This is a genomic window from Pseudomonas sp. S2_E01 (assembly GCF_054668365.1).
Genome location: NZ_CP162762.1, coordinates 2338603 through 2359594, shown reverse-complemented (window position 1 = coordinate 2359594; position 20992 = coordinate 2338603). Strand labels below are relative to the sequence as shown.

General features: G+C 62.3%; 15 protein-coding genes and 2 riboswitches. Of the genes, 6 read left to right on the top strand and 9 right to left on the bottom strand.

Going from position 1 to position 20992, the window contains the following annotated elements; translation table 11 throughout:
• Nucleotides 1-213: 213 nt before the first annotated feature.
• Nucleotides 214-1080, bottom strand: coding sequence for a LysR family transcriptional regulator (locus AB4O36_RS10815; protein WP_460141704.1), 867 nt, complete (start codon nucleotides 1078-1080; stop codon nucleotides 214-216).
• 164 nt (nucleotides 1081-1244) lie between these two features.
• Between AB4O36_RS10815 and AB4O36_RS10810 the strand changes: the two genes are divergently transcribed.
• A complete protein-coding gene (locus AB4O36_RS10810; RefSeq protein ID WP_460141703.1) occupies nucleotides 1245-2786 on the top strand; it encodes an MFS transporter in 1542 nt (513 codons plus the stop codon).
• Here AB4O36_RS10810 and AB4O36_RS10805 read toward each other — a convergent pair.
• From AB4O36_RS10805 to cobW, 5 genes are all read right to left on the bottom strand, one after another.
• Nucleotides 2763-3044 (bottom strand): hypothetical protein, encoded by a 282-nt coding sequence (locus tag AB4O36_RS10805; RefSeq protein ID WP_460141702.1) that lies wholly within the window; start codon nucleotides 3042-3044, stop codon nucleotides 2763-2765. The genes AB4O36_RS10810 and AB4O36_RS10805 overlap by 24 nt on opposite strands.
• Entirely contained in the window at nucleotides 3041-3646 is a 606-nt protein-coding gene (locus AB4O36_RS10800; RefSeq protein WP_460142132.1) for a vWA domain-containing protein, read from the bottom strand. Before AB4O36_RS10800 ends, AB4O36_RS10805 begins: the two co-directional genes overlap by 4 nt.
• 53 nt (nucleotides 3647-3699) lie before the next feature.
• Entirely contained in the window at nucleotides 3700-4701 is a 1002-nt protein-coding gene (locus tag AB4O36_RS10795; protein WP_460141701.1) for an ATP-binding protein, read from the bottom strand.
• Between the two features lie 164 nt (nucleotides 4702-4865).
• Entirely contained in the window at nucleotides 4866-8714 is a 3849-nt protein-coding gene (gene cobN, locus AB4O36_RS10790) for a cobaltochelatase subunit CobN (protein WP_460141700.1), read from the bottom strand.
• A gap of 3 nt (nucleotides 8715-8717) precedes the next feature.
• Nucleotides 8718-9779 carry a cobalamin biosynthesis protein CobW gene (cobW, locus tag AB4O36_RS10785; RefSeq protein ID WP_460141699.1) on the bottom strand — a complete coding sequence of 354 codons (1062 nt, stop codon included), beginning with the start codon at nucleotides 9777-9779 and terminating at the stop codon, nucleotides 8718-8720.
• Nucleotides 9780-9878: 99 nt separating this feature from the next.
• A riboswitch (cobalamin riboswitch) is annotated at nucleotides 9879-10091 on the bottom strand.
• 164 nt (nucleotides 10092-10255) lie between these two features.
• Nucleotides 10256-10482, top strand: a riboswitch (cobalamin riboswitch).
• A 118-nt stretch (nucleotides 10483-10600) separates the two neighbouring features.
• On the opposite strand from cobW, the gene AB4O36_RS10780 reads away from it, so the two are divergent.
• The 4 genes from AB4O36_RS10780 to cobM all read left to right on the top strand — a co-directional run bounded on the left by AB4O36_RS10780 (nucleotide 10601) and on the right by cobM (nucleotide 12736).
• The gene (locus tag AB4O36_RS10780; RefSeq protein ID WP_460141698.1) at nucleotides 10601-10795 is read left to right on the top strand and encodes a CbtB domain-containing protein; all 195 of its coding nucleotides are present in this window, start codon (nucleotides 10601-10603) and stop codon (nucleotides 10793-10795) included.
• An 11-nt stretch (nucleotides 10796-10806) separates the two neighbouring features.
• Nucleotides 10807-11499 (top strand): CbtA family protein, encoded by a 693-nt coding sequence (locus tag AB4O36_RS10775; protein WP_460141697.1) that lies wholly within the window; start codon nucleotides 10807-10809, stop codon nucleotides 11497-11499.
• Nucleotides 11496-11909 carry a cobalamin biosynthesis protein gene (locus AB4O36_RS10770; RefSeq protein ID WP_460141696.1) on the top strand — a complete coding sequence of 138 codons (414 nt, stop codon included), beginning with the start codon at nucleotides 11496-11498 and terminating at the stop codon, nucleotides 11907-11909. Before AB4O36_RS10775 ends, AB4O36_RS10770 begins: the two co-directional genes overlap by 4 nt.
• 80 nt (nucleotides 11910-11989) lie before the next feature.
• Nucleotides 11990-12736 (top strand): precorrin-4 C(11)-methyltransferase, encoded by a 747-nt coding sequence (gene cobM, locus AB4O36_RS10765; protein WP_460141695.1) that lies wholly within the window; start codon nucleotides 11990-11992, stop codon nucleotides 12734-12736.
• A gap of 69 nt (nucleotides 12737-12805) precedes the next feature.
• On the opposite strand, the gene nfuA is transcribed toward cobM, so the two are convergent.
• The 3 genes from nfuA to AB4O36_RS10750 all read right to left on the bottom strand — a co-directional run bounded on the left by nfuA (nucleotide 12806) and on the right by AB4O36_RS10750 (nucleotide 16982).
• Complete coding sequence (gene nfuA, locus AB4O36_RS10760; RefSeq protein WP_007959519.1) at nucleotides 12806-13390, bottom strand: Fe-S biogenesis protein NfuA; 585 nt, start codon at nucleotides 13388-13390, stop codon at nucleotides 12806-12808.
• Nucleotides 13391-13447: 57 nt separating this feature from the next.
• Nucleotides 13448-14482: an acyltransferase family protein gene (locus tag AB4O36_RS10755; protein WP_460141694.1), complete on the bottom strand. Its 1035-nt coding sequence runs from the start codon at nucleotides 14480-14482 to the stop codon at nucleotides 13448-13450.
• 202 nt (nucleotides 14483-14684) lie between these two features.
• Nucleotides 14685-16982: a fatty acid cis/trans isomerase gene (locus AB4O36_RS10750; protein ID WP_460141693.1), complete on the bottom strand. Its 2298-nt coding sequence runs from the start codon at nucleotides 16980-16982 to the stop codon at nucleotides 14685-14687.
• 153 nt (nucleotides 16983-17135) lie between these two features.
• On the opposite strand from AB4O36_RS10750, the gene metH reads away from it, so the two are divergent.
• On the top strand, nucleotides 17136-20846 hold the full coding sequence (gene metH / locus AB4O36_RS10745) for a methionine synthase (protein WP_460141692.1): 3711 nt from the start codon (nucleotides 17136-17138) through the stop codon (nucleotides 20844-20846).
• Nucleotides 20847-20992 lie beyond the last annotated feature (146 nt).

Genomic DNA, 20992 nt, shown 5'->3' with positions numbered 1-20992 from the left:
TGGGAGGTTCCGAGAGGGTGTTCATGCAAATCCTGAAAGACAAATGGCCTTGGAGCGTACAGCGGGAAGCGATATTTCCCACAGTGGGAAATCATTACAAAATCTGTAGGAGCGAGCTTGCTCGCGATGACGGCGGCACATCCAACATCTTCGGCACAGACACGTCGCCATCGCGAGCAATCGAGCGTCGACCGGCTGCTCCTACAGGGGGATTCAACCAATTCGAACCCGCTCGATATACCGCATCACCGCCGCCGACTTCTCGAACCGCCGATGAATCAACGACAGCCACGAATTCGCCTCGTTGCCCTTGATCGACCGATACACCACACCGGGCAATCCCACATGCCCGACCACCGACTCGGGCACCACCGCCACGCCCTGCCCTAATGACACCAGCGCCAGCACCGCCACCAGCCCGCCCGGCTGCGCGCCCAGCTTCGGCGCAAACCCGCCTTGGGCGGCGACTTGCAGGGTGCCGCTGATCTGTTCCGGCAGGATGAACGTCTCGCCTTGCAGATGCTCAGGGCCAATCTCGCCCAAACGGCACAACCAGGACTCGCCGGGCAGCGCCAGCACAAAGCCCTCGGCATCCAGGCGAATCGCTTCCAGCCCCTCGGGCAAGGTCATGGGCGATCGAACATAGCCAATATCGAATCGCCCCTCCAAAACCATTGCCGGCAAGGACGCCATCGGATACTCGCGCACGTTGAGGCTCACATCCTGGCACTCGCGACTGAACGCCTGCACCTGCTTCTGCAACAGGCCGGAATACACGGCCGAGGCCACATAGCCCAATTCAATATGACCAATCTCCCCACGCCCCGCGCGCTGGGCATTTTGCTGGGCGTATTCGAACTGACGCACGGTCGCTTCGGCTTCGATCATCAGGGCGGCGCCGGCTTCGGTGAGGCTGACTTCGCGGGTCTGGCGTACGAACAGGCGGGTCCCGAGTTCGTTCTCCATGTCCTGGATCTGCCGGGTCAGGGTCGGTGGTGCAATCCCGAGCTGTTCAGCGGCGCGGGTGAAGTTGCCCTGCCGTGCAACGGCCAGGAAGTAACGGAAATGGCGGATGTCCATGGGGCATTAGCTCAAAGGTAATGAAATGCCGATCGCAGGCTAACAAAGCCACTGGCTCGTCGCGATAAGCTCATCTGGCAATTACAGTAGAGAGCCCTTGCCATGCGCGTCAAACACCAAAACCTCCGCCATGCCAGCGACCTTGCTCAAAAGGCAATCACAGCATGAGCCCGGTCAATCCACGCCTCACGCTGTTGACGGCTTCCGGCGTCTGCTCGCTCATCGTCCTGGACACCAACATCGTAGCCGTCACCTTGCCGACGATCGCCCGCGACCTGGGGGCCAACTTCGCCGACATCGAATGGGTAGTCAGCGCCTACATGCTGGCGTTTGCCGCCCTGCTGTTACCCGCCGGCAGCATCGCCGACCGATTTGGCCGGCAGAAAACCCTGCTCTGCGGCCTGGGCCTGTTCATCCTGGCGTCCATCGGCTGCGGCGCGGCGCCCAATGCTTTGTTTCTCGACATCGCCCGGGCCATCAAGGGCGTCGGCGCGGCGTTGCTGCTGACCTCGGCCCTGGCGTCGATTGGCCACACCTTTCACGATGAAGTGGAACGCGCCAAGGCCTGGGCATTCTGGGGAGCGTGCATGGGCGTGGCGATGACGGCCGCACCAACCATCGGCGGGCTGATCACCGAGTACATCGGCTGGCGCTGGATTTTCTACCTAAACCTGCCGGTGGGCCTGTTGCTGATGGTCATGGTCTGGCGCGCCGTGCCGGAATCCCGCGATCCCCAATCCGCTCGACTTGATCCGTGGGGCAGCCTGGCGTTCAGCGGCAGTCTGTTGTGCCTGATCTGGGGCTTGATCGAGGCCAACCGGATCGGCTGGAGCAACCCGACCACCTACGCCCGCCTGCTCGGCGGTGCTTTGTTGCTAGGCCTCTTCGTGGTGATTGAAAAACTGCAACGGCGGCCGATGATCGACCTGCAACTGTTCAGGCACCCTCGTTTCATTGGTGCATTGCTGGGCATGTTCGCCTATGCCGGTTGCGCCCAGGTGATGATGACCCTGCTGCCGTTCTACCTGCAAAACGGCCTGGGTTTTTCGGCCATCGCTTCGGGCCTGGGCATGCTGCCCTTTGCCCTGACGATGCTGATCTGCCCGCGCATTGGCGTGCGCCTGTCCACTCGGTTCGCCCCGGCGACGATGATGGCCAGCGGATTGACGCTGGTCGGCTGCGGCAATCTGTTGAGCGCCTGGGCCGTCAGCAGCGGTGGTTACCTGCCCTTCGCCCTGGCGATTGCCGTCACCGGCGCCGGCGCGGGATTGCTCAATGGCGACACCCAGAAAAACATCATGGCCTGCGTGCCCCGCGAGCGCACCGGCATGGCATCGGGCATGAGCACCACCATGCGTTTCAGCGCCATTGTGCTGGCCATCGGCGTGTACGGTGCTTTGTTGTCCAGCCAAACCGGGCAATTACTGCACGCCAGCCTATCGGCACAGGGCGCGCAATGGCTGGGCCAGACCCAGGGCATCGCGTCACGGGTGGTGGCTGGCGACATGGCAGCGGCGATGAGCCTGCTGCCCGATACCGCCCACGCATTGATCGAGCCCCTGGCGCGCCAGGCCTTCGTCGGTGGCTTCAGCATGCTTTTGTGGGTCGCCGGGCTACTGGCTTTGCTCGGTGCGCTGGTGGTGGGCACCTTGATGCGCAATCCGATACCCGCTCAGCCCGCGTCACAAGCCCTGGTGCTTGAGTGACGCCAGCACCCGCTCGGCATTGGCTTCACAGCCCATGCCTTCGGGGCGAGTATCGGAGTGCGATGGGTGGGGTGACAGCGAGTCCGCGTCAGCGTTGACACCCCCCCCTGTAGGAGCGAGCTTGCTCGCGATGCAAGCCCAGACACCGCTGGGTGTCAGGCAGCCCGCGTCATCGTTGACGACCCCTGTAGGAGCGAGCTTGCTCGCGATGGTGGCACAGACACCGCCGGGTGCCAGACGACCCGCGTCGGTGTTCACAGGGGCTCGTCGATGTGCCGGTACTCAGCCTGCAACTGCTGCGACAATACCTTGCTGCGGCCCAGACGGATCGGGCCGCGCTCGATGTCGATCAGCAAGGCCGGGCAGTCCAGCGGCGCCAGGGTCGGGCAGTCCTTCAAACGTCCATCGGTGACCACCAGCACGCGCTGTTGCTCTGCCGGGAAGCGTTTTTTGCGGGCGCTCATCCAACGCTCGGCTTCTTGCAACGCTGCCAGCAAGGGCGTCCCGCCGCCGGCGCCCAGGCCATCGAGCCAGTGACGCAAGCCGTTGGAAGCTTTCAAGCCCTGCACCTGCCATTTCGGCGCGGCACCGCTGGCCGTTAACAACGCCAGGCGTGCGCGTTGGCGGTAAGCGTCGTCGAACAGTTGCGCCAGCAAGCCCTTGGCATCGCTCAGGGCCTGATGGCGTCGAGTCGAAGCCGAGGCATCGACGATCACCAGCCACAACTCATGGGGTGAGCGGGTGCGCCATTGGAACAGCAACTGTGAACGCTGGCGCGGCCGGCCATTGAGCAAGGTGCCCGGCCAGTTCACCGAGCCGTCGCGCGCAGCACGCCGCTTGCCCTGATTGCCATGCTCCAGGCGTCCGGCGCGGGGTCTGGCATTCGCCCCCGCTTGCGATCGAGGGCGAATGCCTAGGGCTTTTTTGGCCAGCTCGGCACTTCGCGACGGTCGCCGACCGGCAGGGCCTGGGCCGGCATTTCACCCCATTGCCCCTGGCCGGTGCCGGGGTGACCGTCTTGTTTAGAAGGTGCCTGCGCGGGTTGTTGCGGTGCCGGCGGCGAGGGTTCGCGTCGACGATGGCGCAAGGCGAAATCGGCCACCGCGTCGATATCTTCCCTGCCAATCGCGCTCGCCCCCCGCCACGCCGCATGGGCACGGGCAGCGCGCAGCCAGACCAGATCGGCACGCAGACCATCGACGCCCGCTGCAAAACAGCGTTCGGTAATCTGCGCCAGGGCTTCGTCATCCAGCGGGATGTTGGCCAGATGGCGACGTGCCTGCTCGCAGCGCTCGCGCAGCGCCTGTTGCTGCGCTTCCCAGTGCGCACAAAAACCCTGCGGGTCGCTGTCGAAATCCAGGCGCCGACGGATGATCTGGCCACGCGCCTGTGGGGCGATGTGACCGCCCAGGGCGACGTTCAAACCAAAGCGGTCGAGCAGCTGCGGACGCAACTCGCCCTCTTCCGGGTTCATCGTGCCAATCAGAACAAACCGGGCCGAGTGTCGGTGGGAAATGCCATCGCGCTCGATCAGGTTGGTGCCACTGGCGGCGACGTCGAGCAGCAGGTCGACCAGATGGTCCGGCAACAGGTTGACCTCATCCACGTACAGCACACCGCCGTCGGCCTTGGCCAATACGCCCGGGGAAAACTGCGCACGCCCTTCGCTCAGGGCTGCGTCGAGGTCGAGGGTGCCGACCAGTCGCTCCTCCGTGGCGCCCAGCGGCAGGGTCACGAACTGGCCGCTGGCCAACAAGTCCGCCAGGCCCCGGGCCAGGGTCGACTTGGCCATGCCTCGAGGCCCCTCGATCAGCACACCCCCAATTTTCGGGTCGATGGCAGTCAGGTACAGCGCGAGTTTCAAGTCGTCGGCGCCGACCACGGCGGAAAGCGGGAAATGTGGGGTTTGGGTCATTAAGTCTGTCTCGATCGTGGTCGTCGTTTTATCAGCAACATATTTCCCCTGTGGGAGCGGGCTTGCCCGGGATAGTGGTGCGTCAGTAGATACATGAATCGCTGACCCAACGCTATCGCGGGCAAGCCCGCTCCCACAGGAGGCACAGCGTGTGTGGGGGGAAGCTAGCCATCTTCTTCTATATCCAGCAACAGGTTTTCCAGTGCCTCACGGTACTCGCCCGGCTCCTTCCACAGGCCACGCTGCTGAGCTTCGAGCATGCGCTCGGTCATATCACGCAAGGCATGCGGGTTGTGTTCGCGCACAAAATCCCGGGTCCCTGGGTCCAGCAGATAGGCATCGGCCAGCAACGCGTACTGGTGATCGTCGATCAACTGCGTCGTCGCGTCGAACGCGAACAGGTTGTCCACCGTCGCCGCCATCTCGAACGCACCTTTATAGCCGTGACGCTTGACGCCCTCCAGCCACTTCGGGTTGGCGGCTCGCGAGCGAATGACCCGGTTCAGTTCTTCCTTCAACGTGCGGATCTTTGGCAGATCCGGTTGGCTGTGGTCGCCGTGGTAACTGGCCGCCGCAGCGCCACTGAGGCTTTCCACGGCGGCGAGCATGCCGCCCTGGAACTGGTAATAGTCGTTGGAATCGAGCAAGTCGTGCTCGCGGTTGTCCTGGTTTTGCAACACCGCCTGGACCTGGCTCAAGCGCCGGGCGAACTGCTCGCGCGCAGCGGTGCCTTCGTCGGACCCGCCGTAGGCATAGCCGCCCCAATTCAGGTACACCTCGGCCAGGTCCTCGCGGCTTTGCCACAGGCGACCGTCGATGGCGCCCTGCACACCGGCACCGTAGGCCCCTGGCTTGGCGCCGAAAATGCGCCAACCGGCCTGGCGTCGCGCCGCGTCTTCATCGAACCCGGCCTGCAGAAGGTTCTCACGCTCGGCCCGCACTTTGGCGGCCAACGGATTCAGATCATCCGGTTCGTCGAGCGAAGCGACGGCTTGCACCGCGGCGTCGAACAGACGAATCAGGTTGGCGAACGCATCGCGGAAGAACCCGGAAACGCGCAAGGTCACGTCCACCCGCGGGCGGTCGAGCAGGCTCAACGGCAGGATCTCGAAATCGTCGACACGCTGACTGCCCGTGGCCCAGACCGGTCGCACGCCCATCAACGCCATGGCCTGCGCGATGTCGTCGCCACCGGTGCGCATGGTCGCGGTGCCCCACACCGACAAACCAAGCTGGCGTAGATGATCGCCATGGTCTTGCAGATGTCGTTCAAGAATCAGGTTGGCGGACTGGAAGCCGATGCGCCACGCGGTGGTGGTGGGCAGGTTGCGCACGTCCACCGAATAGAAGTTGCGCCCGGTGGGCAGCACGTCCAGGCGACCGCGACTCGGCGCACCGCTGGGACCGGCGGGGACGAAGCGACCACTGAGGGCGTCGAGCAGGCCGTGCATTTCTGCAGGGCCGCAGGCGTCGAGGCGTGGGGCGACGGTGTTGTTCAGATGGTCAAGGATCGTGTTCACTTCAGACCAGTCACCTCCATCCTGTAGGAGCGAGCTTGCTCGCGATGGTGTGTCAGTCACCACCAAAGTGTCTGATACTCCATCGCGAGCAAGCCCGCCCCCACAGGGTGCGGTATTCAGTGTCTGGACGATCAGGTCTGCGGCAAACAACTCCAGCCGCTCACGGGTATCCCCCGCCGTGCGCCACAGTTCATCACTGACGGCCAGCAACGCCTCCGGTCTCGGCCCGTCCCACGGATCGGCCAGCGCGCAATCGAGCGGATCAAACCCTAATCCGAATGCCTTGGCCAACGCCCGCATCAGGCTCGACTGCGCCCCGCGCCCATCACCACGTGGGATGCGCAGCAATGCCAGCAGCGTATCGATGCGCAAACGTCCGGTCGGAGATTCGCCGAAAATGTGCAGGCCATCGCGGATTTGCGATTCCTTCAAGTCGCACAAATACGTATCCAGGCGCGGCAACCAGATCGCCGCGTCGGCGTCACTGTCCAGGCTTTCGTCCAGCTGCAACTCGCGGTCGATGTGGGTCTCGCGCACCAGTTGCAGGATGTCACGCTGCAACTCCCGCGCCCGCCGTGGGTCGAGCAGTTGCGCTTCGTAATACTCGTCGGCCAACAATTCCAGGTTGCGCAGCGGCCCGTAGGTTTCTGCGCGGGTGAGCGGTGGCATCAGGTGATCGATGATCACCGCTTGCGTGCGCCGTTTGGCCTGTGCGCCCTCGCCCGGATCGTTGACGATGAACGGGTAGATATTCGGTAGCGGCCCGAGCAACGCGTCCGGCCAGCAGTTTTCCGACAGGCCAACGCCCTTGCCCGGCAACCATTCGAGGTTGCCGTGCTTGCCCACGTGAATCACACCGTGCGCACCGTAGGCGTGGCGCAACCAGAAGTAGAACGCCAGGTAGCCATGCGGCGGCACCAGGTCCGGGTCGTGATAGACCGCGCTCGGGTCCACCTGATAGCCACGGGCCGGCTGGATGCCGACAAACGTCAGGCCCAAGCGCAGCCCGGCGATCATCATTCGCCCGCCCCGGCACATCGGGTCTTGCTCCGGCTCGCCCCAGCGGTCCAGCACCGCCCGCCGATTGGCTTCGGGCAAGGCATCGAACAGACGCGTGTAGTCATCCAGCGCGAGGCTCTGATGGCACGGACGCTGGTCGAGATTGTCGAGGTCATTGCTCACGCCACCGAGCAATTGCTGGATCAACGCGGTGCCGCTGTCCGGCAATTCGGCCGGCAGCGGGTAACCTTGCACGTGCAACGCCCGAAGGATGTTCAAGGCGGCGGCCGGCGTATCGAGGCCGACGCCGTTGCCAATGCGCCCATCCCGGGTCGGATAATTGGCGAGGATCAAGGCAATGCGTTTCTCACCATTGGGCACCCGCGCAAGTTCCACCCAGCGCCACGCCAGCTCAGCGACAAAATCCATGCGCTCGGGCGATGCCCGGTAGCACACCACATCGGACTGGCTGCGTTCGCTGCGCCAGGCCAGGTCCTTGAAACTGATCGGGCGGCTGATGATGCGTCCATCCAGCTCCGGCAGCGCAATGTGCATCGCCAGGTCACGCGGGCCCAGCCCTTGCTCGCTGTCACGCCAGCCGGGCTCGTTGTCCTGGGCACAGATGGCCTGGATCACCGGGATATTGCGACGAAACGGACGCAGGTGGGGCGCTTCCGGGCTGGATTGAGCAAAGCCGGTGGTGTTGAGGATCACCGCCGCGTCAACCTGGTCCAGCCAGTCCTCGACCACCGTCAGGCAACCGGGCTCTTTCAGGCTGGCCACCGCAACCGGCAAGGGATTGAGCCCCGCCGCTTGCAAGCGCTGGCAGAACACATCGATGAAGCCCGTGTTCGCCGCCTGCAAGTGCGAGCGGTAAAACAGCACTGCCGCCACTGGCTTCCCGGCCTCCCAGTCGGCTTGCCAGTCGCTGAGCACAGCCGGGCTTTTGCTCGGGTGATAGATCGCGGTGCGCGGCAGGGCTTGGGGTTCACTCCAGGTGTAATCGCGACCGAGCCAGCGACTCGCCAAACAGCGGAACAGGTCCAGGGCGTTGGCCATGCCGCCCTGGCGCAGGTAGTGCCAGAGCCGGTCACGCTCTTCGACCGCTACCGTGCTCAGGTCGCTGAGTTCGGGGTCCGGGCGGTCGTCGCCGGGCACCAGAATCAATTGCACGCCGCGCCGGGACAGCTCGATCAGTTGCTCGACGCCATAGCGCCAATAGGCGATGCCGCCGTGCAGTGAAATCAGGATCACCTTGGCATGGCGCAACACTTCATCGACGTACAAATCCACCGAGGCGTGATTCTGCACCTGCATCGGATTGGCCAGGCGCACGCTCGGGTAATCGTCGGGTAACTGTTGCGCAGCCTCGGCGAGCAAGGCGAGGCTGGAGTCGCCACTGCACAGGATCACCAGCTCGGCGGGGGTTTGTCCAAGGTCGGCAATGTTGTCATCCGACACGAAACCGCCGGGCTGGGTCCTGAGCAGGTGCATGGGTTACACGCTGAGCGCGGCGCGCAGTTGCGCTTCGAGTTGCACGGCGTCCAGCGCCTGGCCGATCAGCACCAGGCGTGTGGTGCGCGCTTCATCGGCGCCCCACTGGCGGTCGAAGTGCTTGTCGAAACGTGTGCCCACACCTTGGATCAGCAGGCGCATGGGCTTGTTGGGGATGGCCGCAAAGCCCTTGACGCGCAGGATGTCGTGCTTGATCACCAACTGGGTCAGCGCATCCAGCAACAGGCTCTCGTCGGCCTGGGGCAATTCGATGGAGATGGAGTCGAACGCGTCGTGATCGTGATCGTCCTCGCCTTCGTGGTGGTGATCGTGGTGACTGTGACGGCTGTCGATGTGTTCTTCGGAACCGGCACCCAGGCCGATCAGCACATCGAGCGGCAAGCGACCGCTGCTGGCTTCGATGATCTTGACCGCCGGCGGCAATTCTTCGGCGACTTCCAGGCGCACGCGGGCCAGGTCTTCAGGGTTGATCAGATCGGCCTTGTTGAGAATCACCAGGTCGGCGCTGGCCATTTGGTCGGCGAACAGCTCGTGCAGGGGCGACTCGTGGTCCAGGTTCGGGTCGAGTTTACGCTGGGCGTCGACCTGATCCGGGAACGCGGCGAAAGTGCCGGCAGCGACGGCCGGGCTGTCGACCACGGTGATCACCGCGTCGACTGTGCAGGCGCTGCGGATTTCCGGCCACTGAAAGGCTTGCACCAATGGCTTGGGCAGTGCCAGGCCAGAGGTTTCGATGAGGATGTGGTCGAGATCGCCCCGGCGCGCCACCAGTTCGCGCATCACCGGGAAGAACTCCTCCTGCACGGTGCAGCACAGGCAGCCGTTGGCCAGTTCGAAGACACGACCGACGGCTTCTTCCTCGGTGCAGCCGATGGAGCACTGCTTGAGGATTTCGCCATCGATGCCCAGCTCGCCGAACTCGTTGACGATTACGGCGATACGACGGCCCTGGGCGTTGTCGAGCATGTGGCGCAGCAAGGTGGTCTTGCCCGAGCCGAGAAAGCCGGTGACGATGGTGACGGGGAGTTTGGCCAGTGTTTTCATCGGATGCCCTTTGGCAAGGTGGCGGGCATACGGGACGACAAGCGCTGCAACAGCGGTGCGCGCAAGAGTTTCGCCACCGGATCACCCCGCCCGGTTGTAGTGAGAATCTGGATCGAGGCAGGTCTCCTGGCTGACAGTGTGCCGGGCGGTTGGCCCGGCATTCGCTGCGCCTTCCCGCGAACCCATTGTGCAGGGCTTGCAGTGGCGTGGCAGCGAACATCACCGTTCACAGTTGCGGGGGCAGCCGCGGCATTGACCGCGTTCCCTTCTTAGCTTCGACAATGGCGAAGAACCTCGAAGCGACAAGGCTACGCATGGTCTGTGGGCGGGTCAAATTCTTGTGGCGGCAATCGGGACGCCATCGCGGGCAAGCCCGCTCCCACAATGGGCCGGTGTCCGCAGTCCCCTGTGGGAGCGGGCTTGCTCGCGATGGGCGCGACCCGGTCTCGATTGACGGCAAAGCCGCCCCATGCTCTCCTACACGCCTTGTTACGGGTGCCCTTCACAGGGTGAAACGGGAAACCGGTGAATCATGTGCTTTACTCAAGCCCATGTCAGTCCGGTGCTGCCCCCGCAACGGTAAGCGAGCGAAGAATCAGATCCACTGTGCCGATCATCGGCATGGGAAGGCGATTCTTGCAGGTTTCGGCAGATGCCCAAGCCCCTCGCGAGCCCGGAGACCGGCCCGCAACACACAGTGACGATACGATCACGAAAACAACAAACCCGCGGTGGGCGGGCGCTGTTTGAACCTCTGCGTGCACGCTACGCAGGGTGTCTGCATGCGCTCTCGTCACCCTGACAGAACAGAGGGAAGCGCCATGTCGATCATCAGCAGCACCAGCCACGCACCGGCCAGCAGCCACACAACCACCCTGACCCAACGCCTGACCGTCGCCGTCTGCGCATCAATCCTGGGCGCGTGCCTGGTCTACGTCGCCGGTTTCTCGCACATCGAAGCGGTCCACAACGCCGCCCACGATACCCGCCACAGCGCCGCGTTCCCTTGCCATTGAGACCTGACGACATGATCAAGCGTATCGCGCAAACCGCAGGTTTTTCCGGACTGCTGGCCGCCCTTCTGCTCACGCTGCTGCAAAGTTTCTGGGTTTCGCCGCTGATTTTGCAGGCCGAAACCTACGAGAAATCCGAGCCTGCCGCCGTTGAAGTGCATGAACATGCTGCCGGCACGGCCGCGCACAGCCACGACACCGAAGCCTGGGAGCCGGAAGACGGCTGGCAGCGCGTGCTGTCGACCACCGGTGGCAACCTTGTCGTCGCCGTCGGTTTTGCACTGATGCTCGCCGGCCTCTACACCCTGCGCGCACCGACCAAAACTGCACAGGGCCTGCTCTGGGGCCTGGCGGGCTACGCCACTTTCGTGCTGGCGCCAACCCTCGGCCTGCCCCCTGAACTGCCGGGCACCGCCGCGGCGGATCTCGCGCAACGGCAAATGTGGTGGATCGGCACCGCCGCTTCGACCGCTGTCGGCATTGCCCTGATCGTGTTCAGCCACCATTGGCTGATGAAATTGCTGGGCGTGGCGATCATCGCCGTTCCGCATGTGATCGGCGCACCGCAGCCGGAGGTGCATTCGATGCTCGCGCCAGAAGCGTTGGAATCGCAATTCAAGATGGCTTCGCAACTGACTAACGTCGCGTTTTGGTTGGCCCTTGGCCTGCTCAGCGCCTGGCTGTTCCGTCGTCAGAACCACGCATGATCATTGAAAGCACAGCGCCGACCCTGGTGGTCGGCCTGGGCTGTCAGCGCGGCTGCCCGGTCGAAACGCTGCGCGCTTTGCTCGACCAGGTCCTCCAGGCTCATCAAATCGAACTGCGTCAAATACAGGCCCTGGCCAGCATCGACCTGAAACGTGACGAGCCCGGCCTGATCGAACTGGCTGCACAACTCAACCTGCCGCTGACGTATTTCAGCAGTGAACAACTGGCGCCCTACGAGCCGTGCTTAAGCCACCGTTCGCAGATCGCCTTCGAACGCACCGGCTGCTACGGCGTGGCCGAGAGCACCGCCCTCGCCCTCGCCGAACAACTCACTCAGGCACCGGCGACCTTGCTGATTTCACGACAAAAATACGCCCAGGCGACACTGGCATTGGCCGGCGCAGCGTAAAATCCCGATAATCCCCGCCCCTGAACATGAGCAATCTTCATCTGAAGCCTTGCCCAACCCTTTTTTGACAGGAAACGACGATGACCGTCTACTTCATTGGCGCAGGTCCTGGCGACCCGGAACTGATCACGGTCAAAGGCCAGCGCCTGATCCGCAGCTGTCCGGTGATCATCTATGCCGGCTCCCTTGTGCCAGCCGCCGTGCTGGATGGCCATAGCGCCGAACAGGTGGTCAACAGCGCCGAACTGCACCTGGAGCAGATCATCGAACTGATCAAGGCCGCCCATGCCAATGGCCAGGACGTGGCGCGGGTGCATTCCGGCGACCCGTCCCTGTATGGCGCGATTGGCGAGCAGATCCGCTATTTGCGCGAGCTGGGCATACCATTCGAGGTCGTCCCCGGCGTCACTGCGACGGCGGCCTGCGCCGCGTTGCTGGGCGCAGAACTGACCCTGCCGGACGTAGCACAGAGTGTGATCCTGACCCGTTACGCCGATAAGACCGCGATGCCGGTCGGTGAAGAGCTGGGCAGTCTGGCGCAGCACGGGGCGACCATGGCGATTCATCTGGGCGTCAACCATTTGCGCAAAATCCTGGCTGAATTGCTGCCGCATTACGGCGCCGATTGCCCGATTGCTGTGATACACCGGGCAACCTGGCCGGATCAGGACTGGGTAGTGGGGACGATCGACGATATTGCCGCAAAGGTTGAGGCCAAGGGGTTTCGGCGCACGGCGTTGATTCTGGTTGGGCGGGTGCTGGGCAGTGATCAGTTCAGTGAGTCGTCGTTGTATCGGGCTGGGCATGCGCATCTGTATCGCCCTTGAGGCCCTCGAATTTGACGCATAAAAAAACGGCGCTCACGGGGCGCCGTTTTTCATGTCGCAGCGAACACCTTAGTAGTAGGCGTTTTCTTTCTGCGTGTGGTCGGTCACGTCGCGAACGCCCTTGAGCTCGGGGATGCGCTCGAGCAAGGTCCGCTCGATGCCCTCCTTCAAGGTTACGTCGGCCTGGCCGCAGCCCTGGCAACCGCCGCCGAACTGCAGAACGGCGATGCCGTCCTCCACCACGTCGATCAGGCTGACCTGACCGCCGTGGCTGGCCAGCCCCGGATTGATCTCGGTTTGCAGGTAGTAATTGATACGCTCGTTGATCGGGCTGTCGGCGTTGACCATCGGTACTTTGGCGTTTGGCGCCTTGATGGTCAGTTGGCCACCCATACGGTCGGTGGCGTAGTCGACGACCGCGTCATCCAGGAAAGCTTCACTGAACGAGTCGATGTAGGCAGTGAAGCTTTTCAGCCCCAATGCGGTGTCTTCGGGTTTTTCCTCGCCCGGCTTGCAATAGGCAATGCAGGTTTCGGCGTATTGGGTGCCGGGCTGGGTGATGAAGACGCGGATGCCGATGCCTGGAGTGTTCTGCTTGGAGAGCAGATCGGCCAGGTAATCGTGGGCGGCGTCGGTGATAGTAATAGCAGTCATGGAAACTCCTCACAGGCTTGGGCGCAGTTTACGCCAATCATCGCGCCGCACAAAGTCCTAGTATTTTTGTCGGGAAATAACCGACTGACTTTGGCGGGCGGATTCACCGTCAATCCGCTGTTTTAGCCACCGATAGCTGCACTTTTCCACCCATTGATAACTTGCCCAAGCCCCTGCGCCGATGGCAACGACGCATACGATGAACATCAAGTACGGGTCTACCCCGTAGCGCTGCGCGATAAAGCCGCCTGCCGACAATACCAACACGTGCATCAAATACACCGAGTAGGAGCAATCCCCTAGCCATTTCAGCAGCCGGCGATTCTCGAAAAAGCGCTCCAACACCATGCAGGCCATCACCAGCACCGCACTGGGCAAGCCCCAGGCGAGAAAGCGTGGTTGCGGCGGCAGGTGGTAAATGATCAGCAGCGCACCACCGATCCCCATGAGGGGCAGATACAAGCCGGGCTTGATCCACCCACGGCGGTAGATCATGCCGATGGCGATGCCCAACAGGAACTCATACACGATGCTCGACCGGTAAAACTCGCTGATCCAGCCATAGCCGGTCCAGGCCTCACAAACCGCAAACAGCAGCGCCGCGACGATCAGCAGCCGCCATTGCAGGCGGAACAACAGCGCCCAGGCAAACAGCACGTAAAACAGCATTTCGTAATTGAGCGTCCAGCCGACATTGAGCGTCGGATAAATCCCATAGCCGCCGGGGTTTTGGGTGGGAATGAACAGCAACGACAAGAGGAAATGCGACCAGTCGACCGTCTGATCCGGCAATAAGGGCCGGGCGAACACAACGAGCAACGCCATCAGCACCGTGTACAGCCAATAGGCCGGCACGATTCGAAACAGCCTGTAGAGCAGAAAACGCCCGGGCGGCAGCGATTTGCCTTCGGTGGAAAGGAAAATCACCAGGCCACTGATGACGAAGAAGATATCGACCCCCACCGCGCCCTTGTCGATGAACAACTGTCCAATCGGCCCACGGGCCTGGAAGTCGAAGAAAATCTGCATGAAATGGTGACAGACCACGGTCCAGGCCGCGAGGGCGCGCAGTGCCTGTACGGAAATCAACATCGACGCTCTCCGGGAATTGTTTCCCCTGCTTGCATTGCCTCTGTGGGAGCGGGCTTGCTCGCGATGGCGCTGTGTCAGTCAATGTATGTGGCGACTGACACGCTGCCTTCGCGGGCAAGCCCGCTCCCACAGAAGAAGCATTGCATCAACAGGAATCGGCGGTGTGTATGGAATCCGACACCGCCACCCCGGCAAAGGTCGATCAAAGATTCTCGTAGCGATTCATGTCCAGCACGCCCTCTTCCACCGGATCGGTTTCGTGGATGTACTGGCTCAGGTCATGGAAATAGAACCAGAACTGCGGATGACTGCGGCGGATCCCCCAACGTTCGACGATTTTCTCGAAACGATTGGCGTCCTTGGCATTTTCCATGGCCTCTACGAACGCTGGCACCTGGGCCGCAGGAATGTTGAAGATGAAATTCGGGTAGCTGCTGAGCACGCCCGGGAAGATGGTCAGCGTATCCAGCCCCGGCTGGTAGCGCAGCGACTCGCCGAGCAGGAACGCCACGTTGCTGTGGGCGCGGTTGCGCAGAAGGCTGTAGACCTCGCGCTTGCCGCTGGACGTCTGGATACGCAGCATCGTCGCTTCCGGCAACTGGTCAATCACTTTCAATCCGGCGGCAGGACGCGAAGTCAGGCGGCTCAGGACCTGTTCGGCACTTTGCAATTCAGGGTCAATGTTGGGACGTGAGCAATACGCGCCGTCGCAACGGTTGATCGGGTCTGGTTTGGCGTTCAGCTCGCCATAGCGCACGAGCAATTGCTGGGCGAAATCGTACTTGGGGTCTTTGGGGTCGAGTTTCAGCGCGGTGGGCTTGTCGTCGTCGATATCTTCATAGTCCATCCACATCTTGATCTTGCCGCTGTTCTGGTACCAGTCATCGAGGTAACCCTCGCGAGAATTGGCCGGCATCAGACGCAGGAAGTTCTGTTCGGCGCCGTTGCGGATCAGGTCGAAATACAACCGCGTCTGCGCCTGATGGGACACGTTACCGAACACGTCGAAGTTCACCGCCAACTGGTAGTACGTGCGCTCCAGCAAGGGGTAGTCGAATAGCCACATCGTCTGCGGCACTTCGCCGATCAGGCCCTTGGTCACGGCGGCGCTGTCAAAATGACGGAAGATGCTCAGCAGCGCATTGTCGTTACCGGCCCAAAGGGTCGACCAACTTGGCGCCGGCAGGTCAGCGTAGCTGTCGCGCCGCAAGGCTTCGTACTCGTTGCGCTTGTTACGGTAGTCGTGCCACAGGCCGATGACGCTGCCAACGTCGTCGTTCTGTCCCGGCATCGCCAGCAACGGCGTAGCCTGTCCCCGGTAATTGGGGTCGGTGATGTAGAGGTCGTGCTCCGGCGCCTGGAACAACGCCCAGAAGTTGTCGCGAATCACATCCGTGGCGATCTGGCCCCTGCACACCGGCCCGCGAATGAAGGTGCGCACGAAGTATTCGGCGTTATCGAGCATGAACTGGTAGCGCGCCTGGGCCGGAATGGCCTCGAACGTCGAAAACGGGTTGGCTCGGCGCTCCGGCCCGTAGCCCGGCAATGCGTTGACCTGCCAGTTGCCGCTGTAGAACAAGCTTTTGACCCGCGCCATCTTTGCTGCGCTCAGCGGGTAGGTGATGTGGGTCTTGTGCACGATCACACCCTGCACCGGCCACAGGCGATAGTAGAACTCGGTTCCGGGATCGTCGTTCGGGCGGCGGGTGTTGATCACGTTGATCGGTTGACCCGTTGGCGTCCGCGAGCGCACCCACTGGAAAAAATGCCCCGGCTCGCCGTCCTTGAAATAGAGGTGCGCAAGGAACCAGTGCTCGTATAACCAGCGCCCTACCAGGCTTTGCCGGGCGCCCGGCGCATTGAGCAGGTTTTCCCATTGCATCACCTGCATCGCTTCGTTTGCGCTTGGCGCCAGGCCCTTCTCGTCAATCGGCGCCCCCGAAGCGAGCCAGCGCTGCAAAGTCTGATATTGCTGATCGGTCAGGCCGGTGACGGCCAGGGGCATGCCCTGTCCAGGATGGGTGCTGGTATAGGTATCGAACTCCGCCGGCATGGCGCAGGTGTTTTCGCGGTTCAGACCCAGGACGATGTCCTGCGGTAATTTGGCATTGGGCTGCAACGGCGTGTTGTGGCCGAACTCCAGCATCCGCGCCATCAGCGCGGCCTGGCTGCCCTGGGCGTCGAGTACCGAGTAGAAGCCTTTCTGTTGCCAGGCACGCTTGCCGGTCGCGTCATAAAACAACCGGGTTGGCGTCGCCGCCTGGGTACGCTCCCCGTCGTAGACAGGCGATTTGCTGGCGCCACGCGCCGCGCCTTCGCCACTGCCCAGGTTGAGCTGGCAGGCGGAGTCATAGCAGGCGTGGCAAGCCACGCACTTTTCGGTAAAGATCGGTTGGATATCGCGGGTGTAGGAAAGCCCCGGTGCAGCCGGCAGACCTTGCGCCACGGCGCCCCAACTTAAAAGCAGCAACACGCTGCCAATGACGACGCGATACGACATGGTCTGTTCCGATCCTTGAAAAACGCCGCGATTGTACAGACCCGGCCGCCCCACCAACATGAGTGATATTCATGCAAAATCTGCACATGCTCTAGAAGCCCGCAGGTTTGTTATGATTCCGCCCCTTCGTAATGGTCTTTCCGAGTAGTTCTAATGTCCGATCGCAGCCTTCGCCTTCAAGCACTCAAGCACGCCCTCAAAGAGCGCATTCTGATTCTCGATGGCGGCATGGGCACGATGATCCAGAGCTACAAGCTCGAAGAACAGGATTACCGTGGCAAGCGTTTCGCCGACTGGCCGAGCGACGTCAAGGGCAACAACGACCTGCTGGTGCTGACGCGCCCTGACGTGATCGGTGGCATCGAGAAAGCCTACCTGGATGCCGGCGCTGACATTCTTGAAACAAACACCTTCAACGCCACGCGGATTTCCATGGCCGATTACGGCATGGAAGGCTTGAGCTACGAGTTGAACGTAGAAGGCGCACGGCTGGCGCGCAAGATCGCCGACGCAAAAACCCTCGAAACGCCCGACAAACCACGCTTCGTCGCCGGCGTGCTGGGCCCGACCAGCCGCACCTGCTCGCTGTCCCCGGACGTGAATAACCCCGGCTACCGCAACGTCACCTTTGACGAACTGGTGGAGAACTACACCGAATCGACCAAAGGCCTGATCGAAGGCGGCGCTGACCTGATCCTGATCGAGACGATCTTTGACACCCTCAACGCCAAGGCGGCGATTTTCGCCGTTCAAGGCGTGTTCGAGGAATTGGGCATCGAGTTGCCGATCATGATCAGCGGCACCATCACCGATGCCTCCGGCCGCACCCTCTCCGGCCAGACTACCGAAGCGTTCTGGAACTCGGTGGCCCACGCCAAGCCGATCTCGGTCGGCCTGAACTGCGCCCTGGGCGCCAGTGAACTGCGTCCTTACCTGGAAGAGCTGTCGAACAAGGCCGGCACCCACGTTTCCGCGCACCCCAACGCCGGCCTGCCCAACGAATTCGGCGAGTACGACGAATTGCCGTCGCAAACCGCCAAGGTCATCGAAGAATTCGCCCAGAGCGGCTTCCTCAACATCGTCGGCGGCTGCTGTGGCACCACGCCAGGTCACATCGAAGCCATCGCCAAGGCCGTGGCCGGTTATGCGCCGCGCCAGATTCCGGACATCCCCAAAGCCTGCCGCCTGTCCGGCCTGGAACCGTTCACGATTGATCGCCAGTCGTTGTTCGTCAACGTCGGCGAGCGGACCAACATCACCGGTTCCGCCAAATTCGCCCGCCTGATCCGTGAAGACAATTACACCGAAGCCCTGGAAGTCGCCCTGCAACAGGTCGAAGCCGGCGCCCAGGTGATCGACATCAACATGGACGAAGGCATGCTCGATTCGAAGAAGGCCATGGTGACCTTCCTCAATCTGATCGCCGGTGAACCGGACATCTCCCGCGTGCCGATCATGATCGACTCCTCGAAATGGGACGTGATCGAAGCCGGCCTCAAGTGCATCCAGGGCAAGGGCATCGTCAACTCGATCAGCATGAAAGAAGGCGTCGAGCAGTTCATTCACCACGCCAAACTGTGCAAGCGCTACGGCGCGGCCGTGGTGGTGATGGCCTTTGACGAAGCCGGCCAGGCCGACACCGAAGCGCGCAAGAAAGAGATCTGCAAACGCTCCTACGACATTCTGGTCAACGAAGTGGGCTTCCCGCCGGAAGACATCATCTTCGACCCGAACATCTTCGCCGTGGCCACCGGCATCGAAGAACACAACAACTATGCCGTGGACTTCATCAACGCCTGTGCCTACATCCGTGACGAGCTGCCCTATGCGCTGACCTCCGGTGGCGTGTCCAACGTATCGTTCTCGTTCCGTGGCAACAACCCGGTGCGTGAGGCGATCCACTCGGTGTTCCTGCTGTACGCGATCCGCAACGGCCTGACCATGGGTATCGTCAACGCCGGCCAGTTGGAAATCTACGACCAGATCCCGACCGAACTGCGCGACGCCGTGGAAGACGTAATCCTCAACCGCACCCCGGAAGGCACCGACGCCCTCCTCGCCATCGCTGACAAATACAAGGGTGACGGCAGCGTCAAGGAAGCCGAGACCGAAGAGTGGCGCAACTGGGACGTCAACAAGCGTCTGGAGCATGCACTGGTCAAGGGCATCACCACCCATATCGTCGAAGACACCGAAGAGTCGCGCCAGTCGTTCGCCCGCCCCATCGAAGTGATCGAGGGCCCGCTGATGTCCGGCATGAACATCGTTGGCGACCTGTTCGGCGCCGGCAAGATGTTCCTGCCGCAGGTGGTGAAATCTGCCCGCGTGATGAAGCAGGCCGTGGCGCACCTGATCCCGTTCATCGAACTGGAAAAAGGTGACAAGCCGGAGGCCAAGGGCAAGATTCTCATGGCCACGGTCAAGGGCGACGTGCACGACATCGGCAAGAACATCGTCGGCGTGGTGCTGGGTTGCAACGGTTATGACATCGTCGACCTGGGCGTGATGGTGCCGGCGGAGAAGATCCTGCAGGTGGCCAAGGAACAAAAGTGCGACATCATCGGTTTGTCGGGCCTGATCACTCCATCGCTGGATGAAATGGTCCACGTGGCGCGCGAGATGCAGCGCCAGGACTTCCACTTGCCGCTGATGATCGGTGGCGCCACCACTTCCAAGGCGCACACCGCGGTGAAAATCGAGCCTAAATACAGCAATGATGCGGTGGTGTACGTCACCGACGCCTCCCGCGCCGTGGGTGTGGCGACGCAGTTGCTGTCCAAGGAGCTCAAGGCCGGTTTCGTCGAGACAACCCGCAGTGAATACATCGAGGTCCGCGAACGTACGGCCAACCGCAGTGCCCGCACCGAGCGCCTGAGTTACGCCGCCTCCATCGCCAAGAAACCGCAGTTCGACTGGGGTTCCTACCAGCCGGTCAAGCCGACCTTCACCGGCACCAAGGTGCTGGATAACATCGACTTGAAGGTGCTCGCCGAGTACATCGACTGGACACCGTTCTTTATTTCCTGGGACCTGGCGGGCAAGTTCCCTCGCATTCTGCAGGACGAAGTGGTGGGCGAAGCGGCCACCGCGCTGTATGCAGACGCCCAGGAAATGCTCGCCAAACTGATTGACGAGAAACTGATCAGCGCCCGTGCGGTGTTCGGTTTCTGGCCGGCCAATCAGGTGCATGACGACGACATCGAACTCTACGGCGATGACGGCAAACCATTGGCCAGGCTGCATCACCTGCGCCAGCAGATTATCAAGACCGACGGCAAGCCGAACTTCTCCCTGGCAGACTTCGTTGCGCCCAAGGACAGCGAACTGACCGACTACGTGGGCGGTTTCATCACCACCGCTGGCATCGGCGCCGAAGAAGTGGCGAAGGCTTATCAGGACGCCGGCGACGACTACAACTCGATCATGGTCAAGGCCCTCGCGGACCGTTTGGCCGAGGCCTGTGCCGAGTGGCTGCACCAGCAGGTCCGTAAGGACTACTGGGGTTACGCCACGGACGAGGCGCTGGACAACGAGGCATTGATCAAAGAGCAATACAGCGGCATCCGCCCGGCGCCAGGCTACCCGGCCTGCCCGGATCACACCGAGAAAGCCACGCTCTTCGCCCTGCTGGACCCCGAGGCCGCCGAAATGCGCGCCGGACGTAGCGGCGTGTTCCTCACCGAACACTACGCCATGTTCCCGGCGGCAGCCGTCAGCGGCTGGTACTTCGCGCACCCTCAGGCGCAGTACTTCGCCGTGGGCAAGGTCGACAAGGACCAGGTGCAGAGCTACACCTCGCGCAAGGGCCAGGAACTGAGCGTGACCGAACGCTGGCTGGCGCCGAACCTGGGTTATGACGATTGATGCCCCCCTGTAGGAGCGAGCATGCTCGCGATGGAAGGTCAGGCACCGCGGGGCATCAGGCCGCCCGTGTCATCGTTAACCACCATCGCTAGCAAGCTAGCTCCTACAGGGGATTTGCGAACACCATACGGTCGACGCTCGATTGC

Bases quoted from the DNA above. Each gene is read 5' to 3' on its own strand.
- AB4O36_RS10815 (WP_460141704.1), bottom strand. From the start codon at position 1,080: ATGGACATCCGCCATTTCCGTTACTTCCTGGCCGTTGCACGGCAGGGC.
- AB4O36_RS10810 (WP_460141703.1), top strand. From the start codon at position 1,245: ATGAGCCCGGTCAATCCACGCCTCACGCTGTTGACGGCTTCCGGCGTC.
- AB4O36_RS10795 (WP_460141701.1), bottom strand. From the start codon at position 4,701: ATGACCCAAACCCCACATTTCCCGCTTTCCGCCGTGGTCGGCGCCGAC.
- cobN (WP_460141700.1), bottom strand. From the start codon at position 8,714: ATGCACCTGCTCAGGACCCAGCCCGGCGGTTTCGTGTCGGATGACAAC.
- cobW (WP_460141699.1), bottom strand. From the start codon at position 9,779: ATGAAAACACTGGCCAAACTCCCCGTCACCATCGTCACCGGCTTTCTC.
- AB4O36_RS10780 (WP_460141698.1), top strand. From the start codon at position 10,601: ATGTCGATCATCAGCAGCACCAGCCACGCACCGGCCAGCAGCCACACA.
- AB4O36_RS10775 (WP_460141697.1), top strand. From the start codon at position 10,807: ATGATCAAGCGTATCGCGCAAACCGCAGGTTTTTCCGGACTGCTGGCC.
- AB4O36_RS10770 (WP_460141696.1), top strand. From the start codon at position 11,496: ATGATCATTGAAAGCACAGCGCCGACCCTGGTGGTCGGCCTGGGCTGT.
- cobM (WP_460141695.1), top strand. From the start codon at position 11,990: ATGACCGTCTACTTCATTGGCGCAGGTCCTGGCGACCCGGAACTGATC.
- nfuA (WP_007959519.1), bottom strand. From the start codon at position 13,390: ATGACTGCTATTACTATCACCGACGCCGCCCACGATTACCTGGCCGAT.
- AB4O36_RS10755 (WP_460141694.1), bottom strand. From the start codon at position 14,482: ATGTTGATTTCCGTACAGGCACTGCGCGCCCTCGCGGCCTGGACCGTG.
- AB4O36_RS10750 (WP_460141693.1), bottom strand. From the start codon at position 16,982: ATGTCGTATCGCGTCGTCATTGGCAGCGTGTTGCTGCTTTTAAGTTGG.
- metH (WP_460141692.1), top strand. From the start codon at position 17,136: ATGTCCGATCGCAGCCTTCGCCTTCAAGCACTCAAGCACGCCCTCAAA.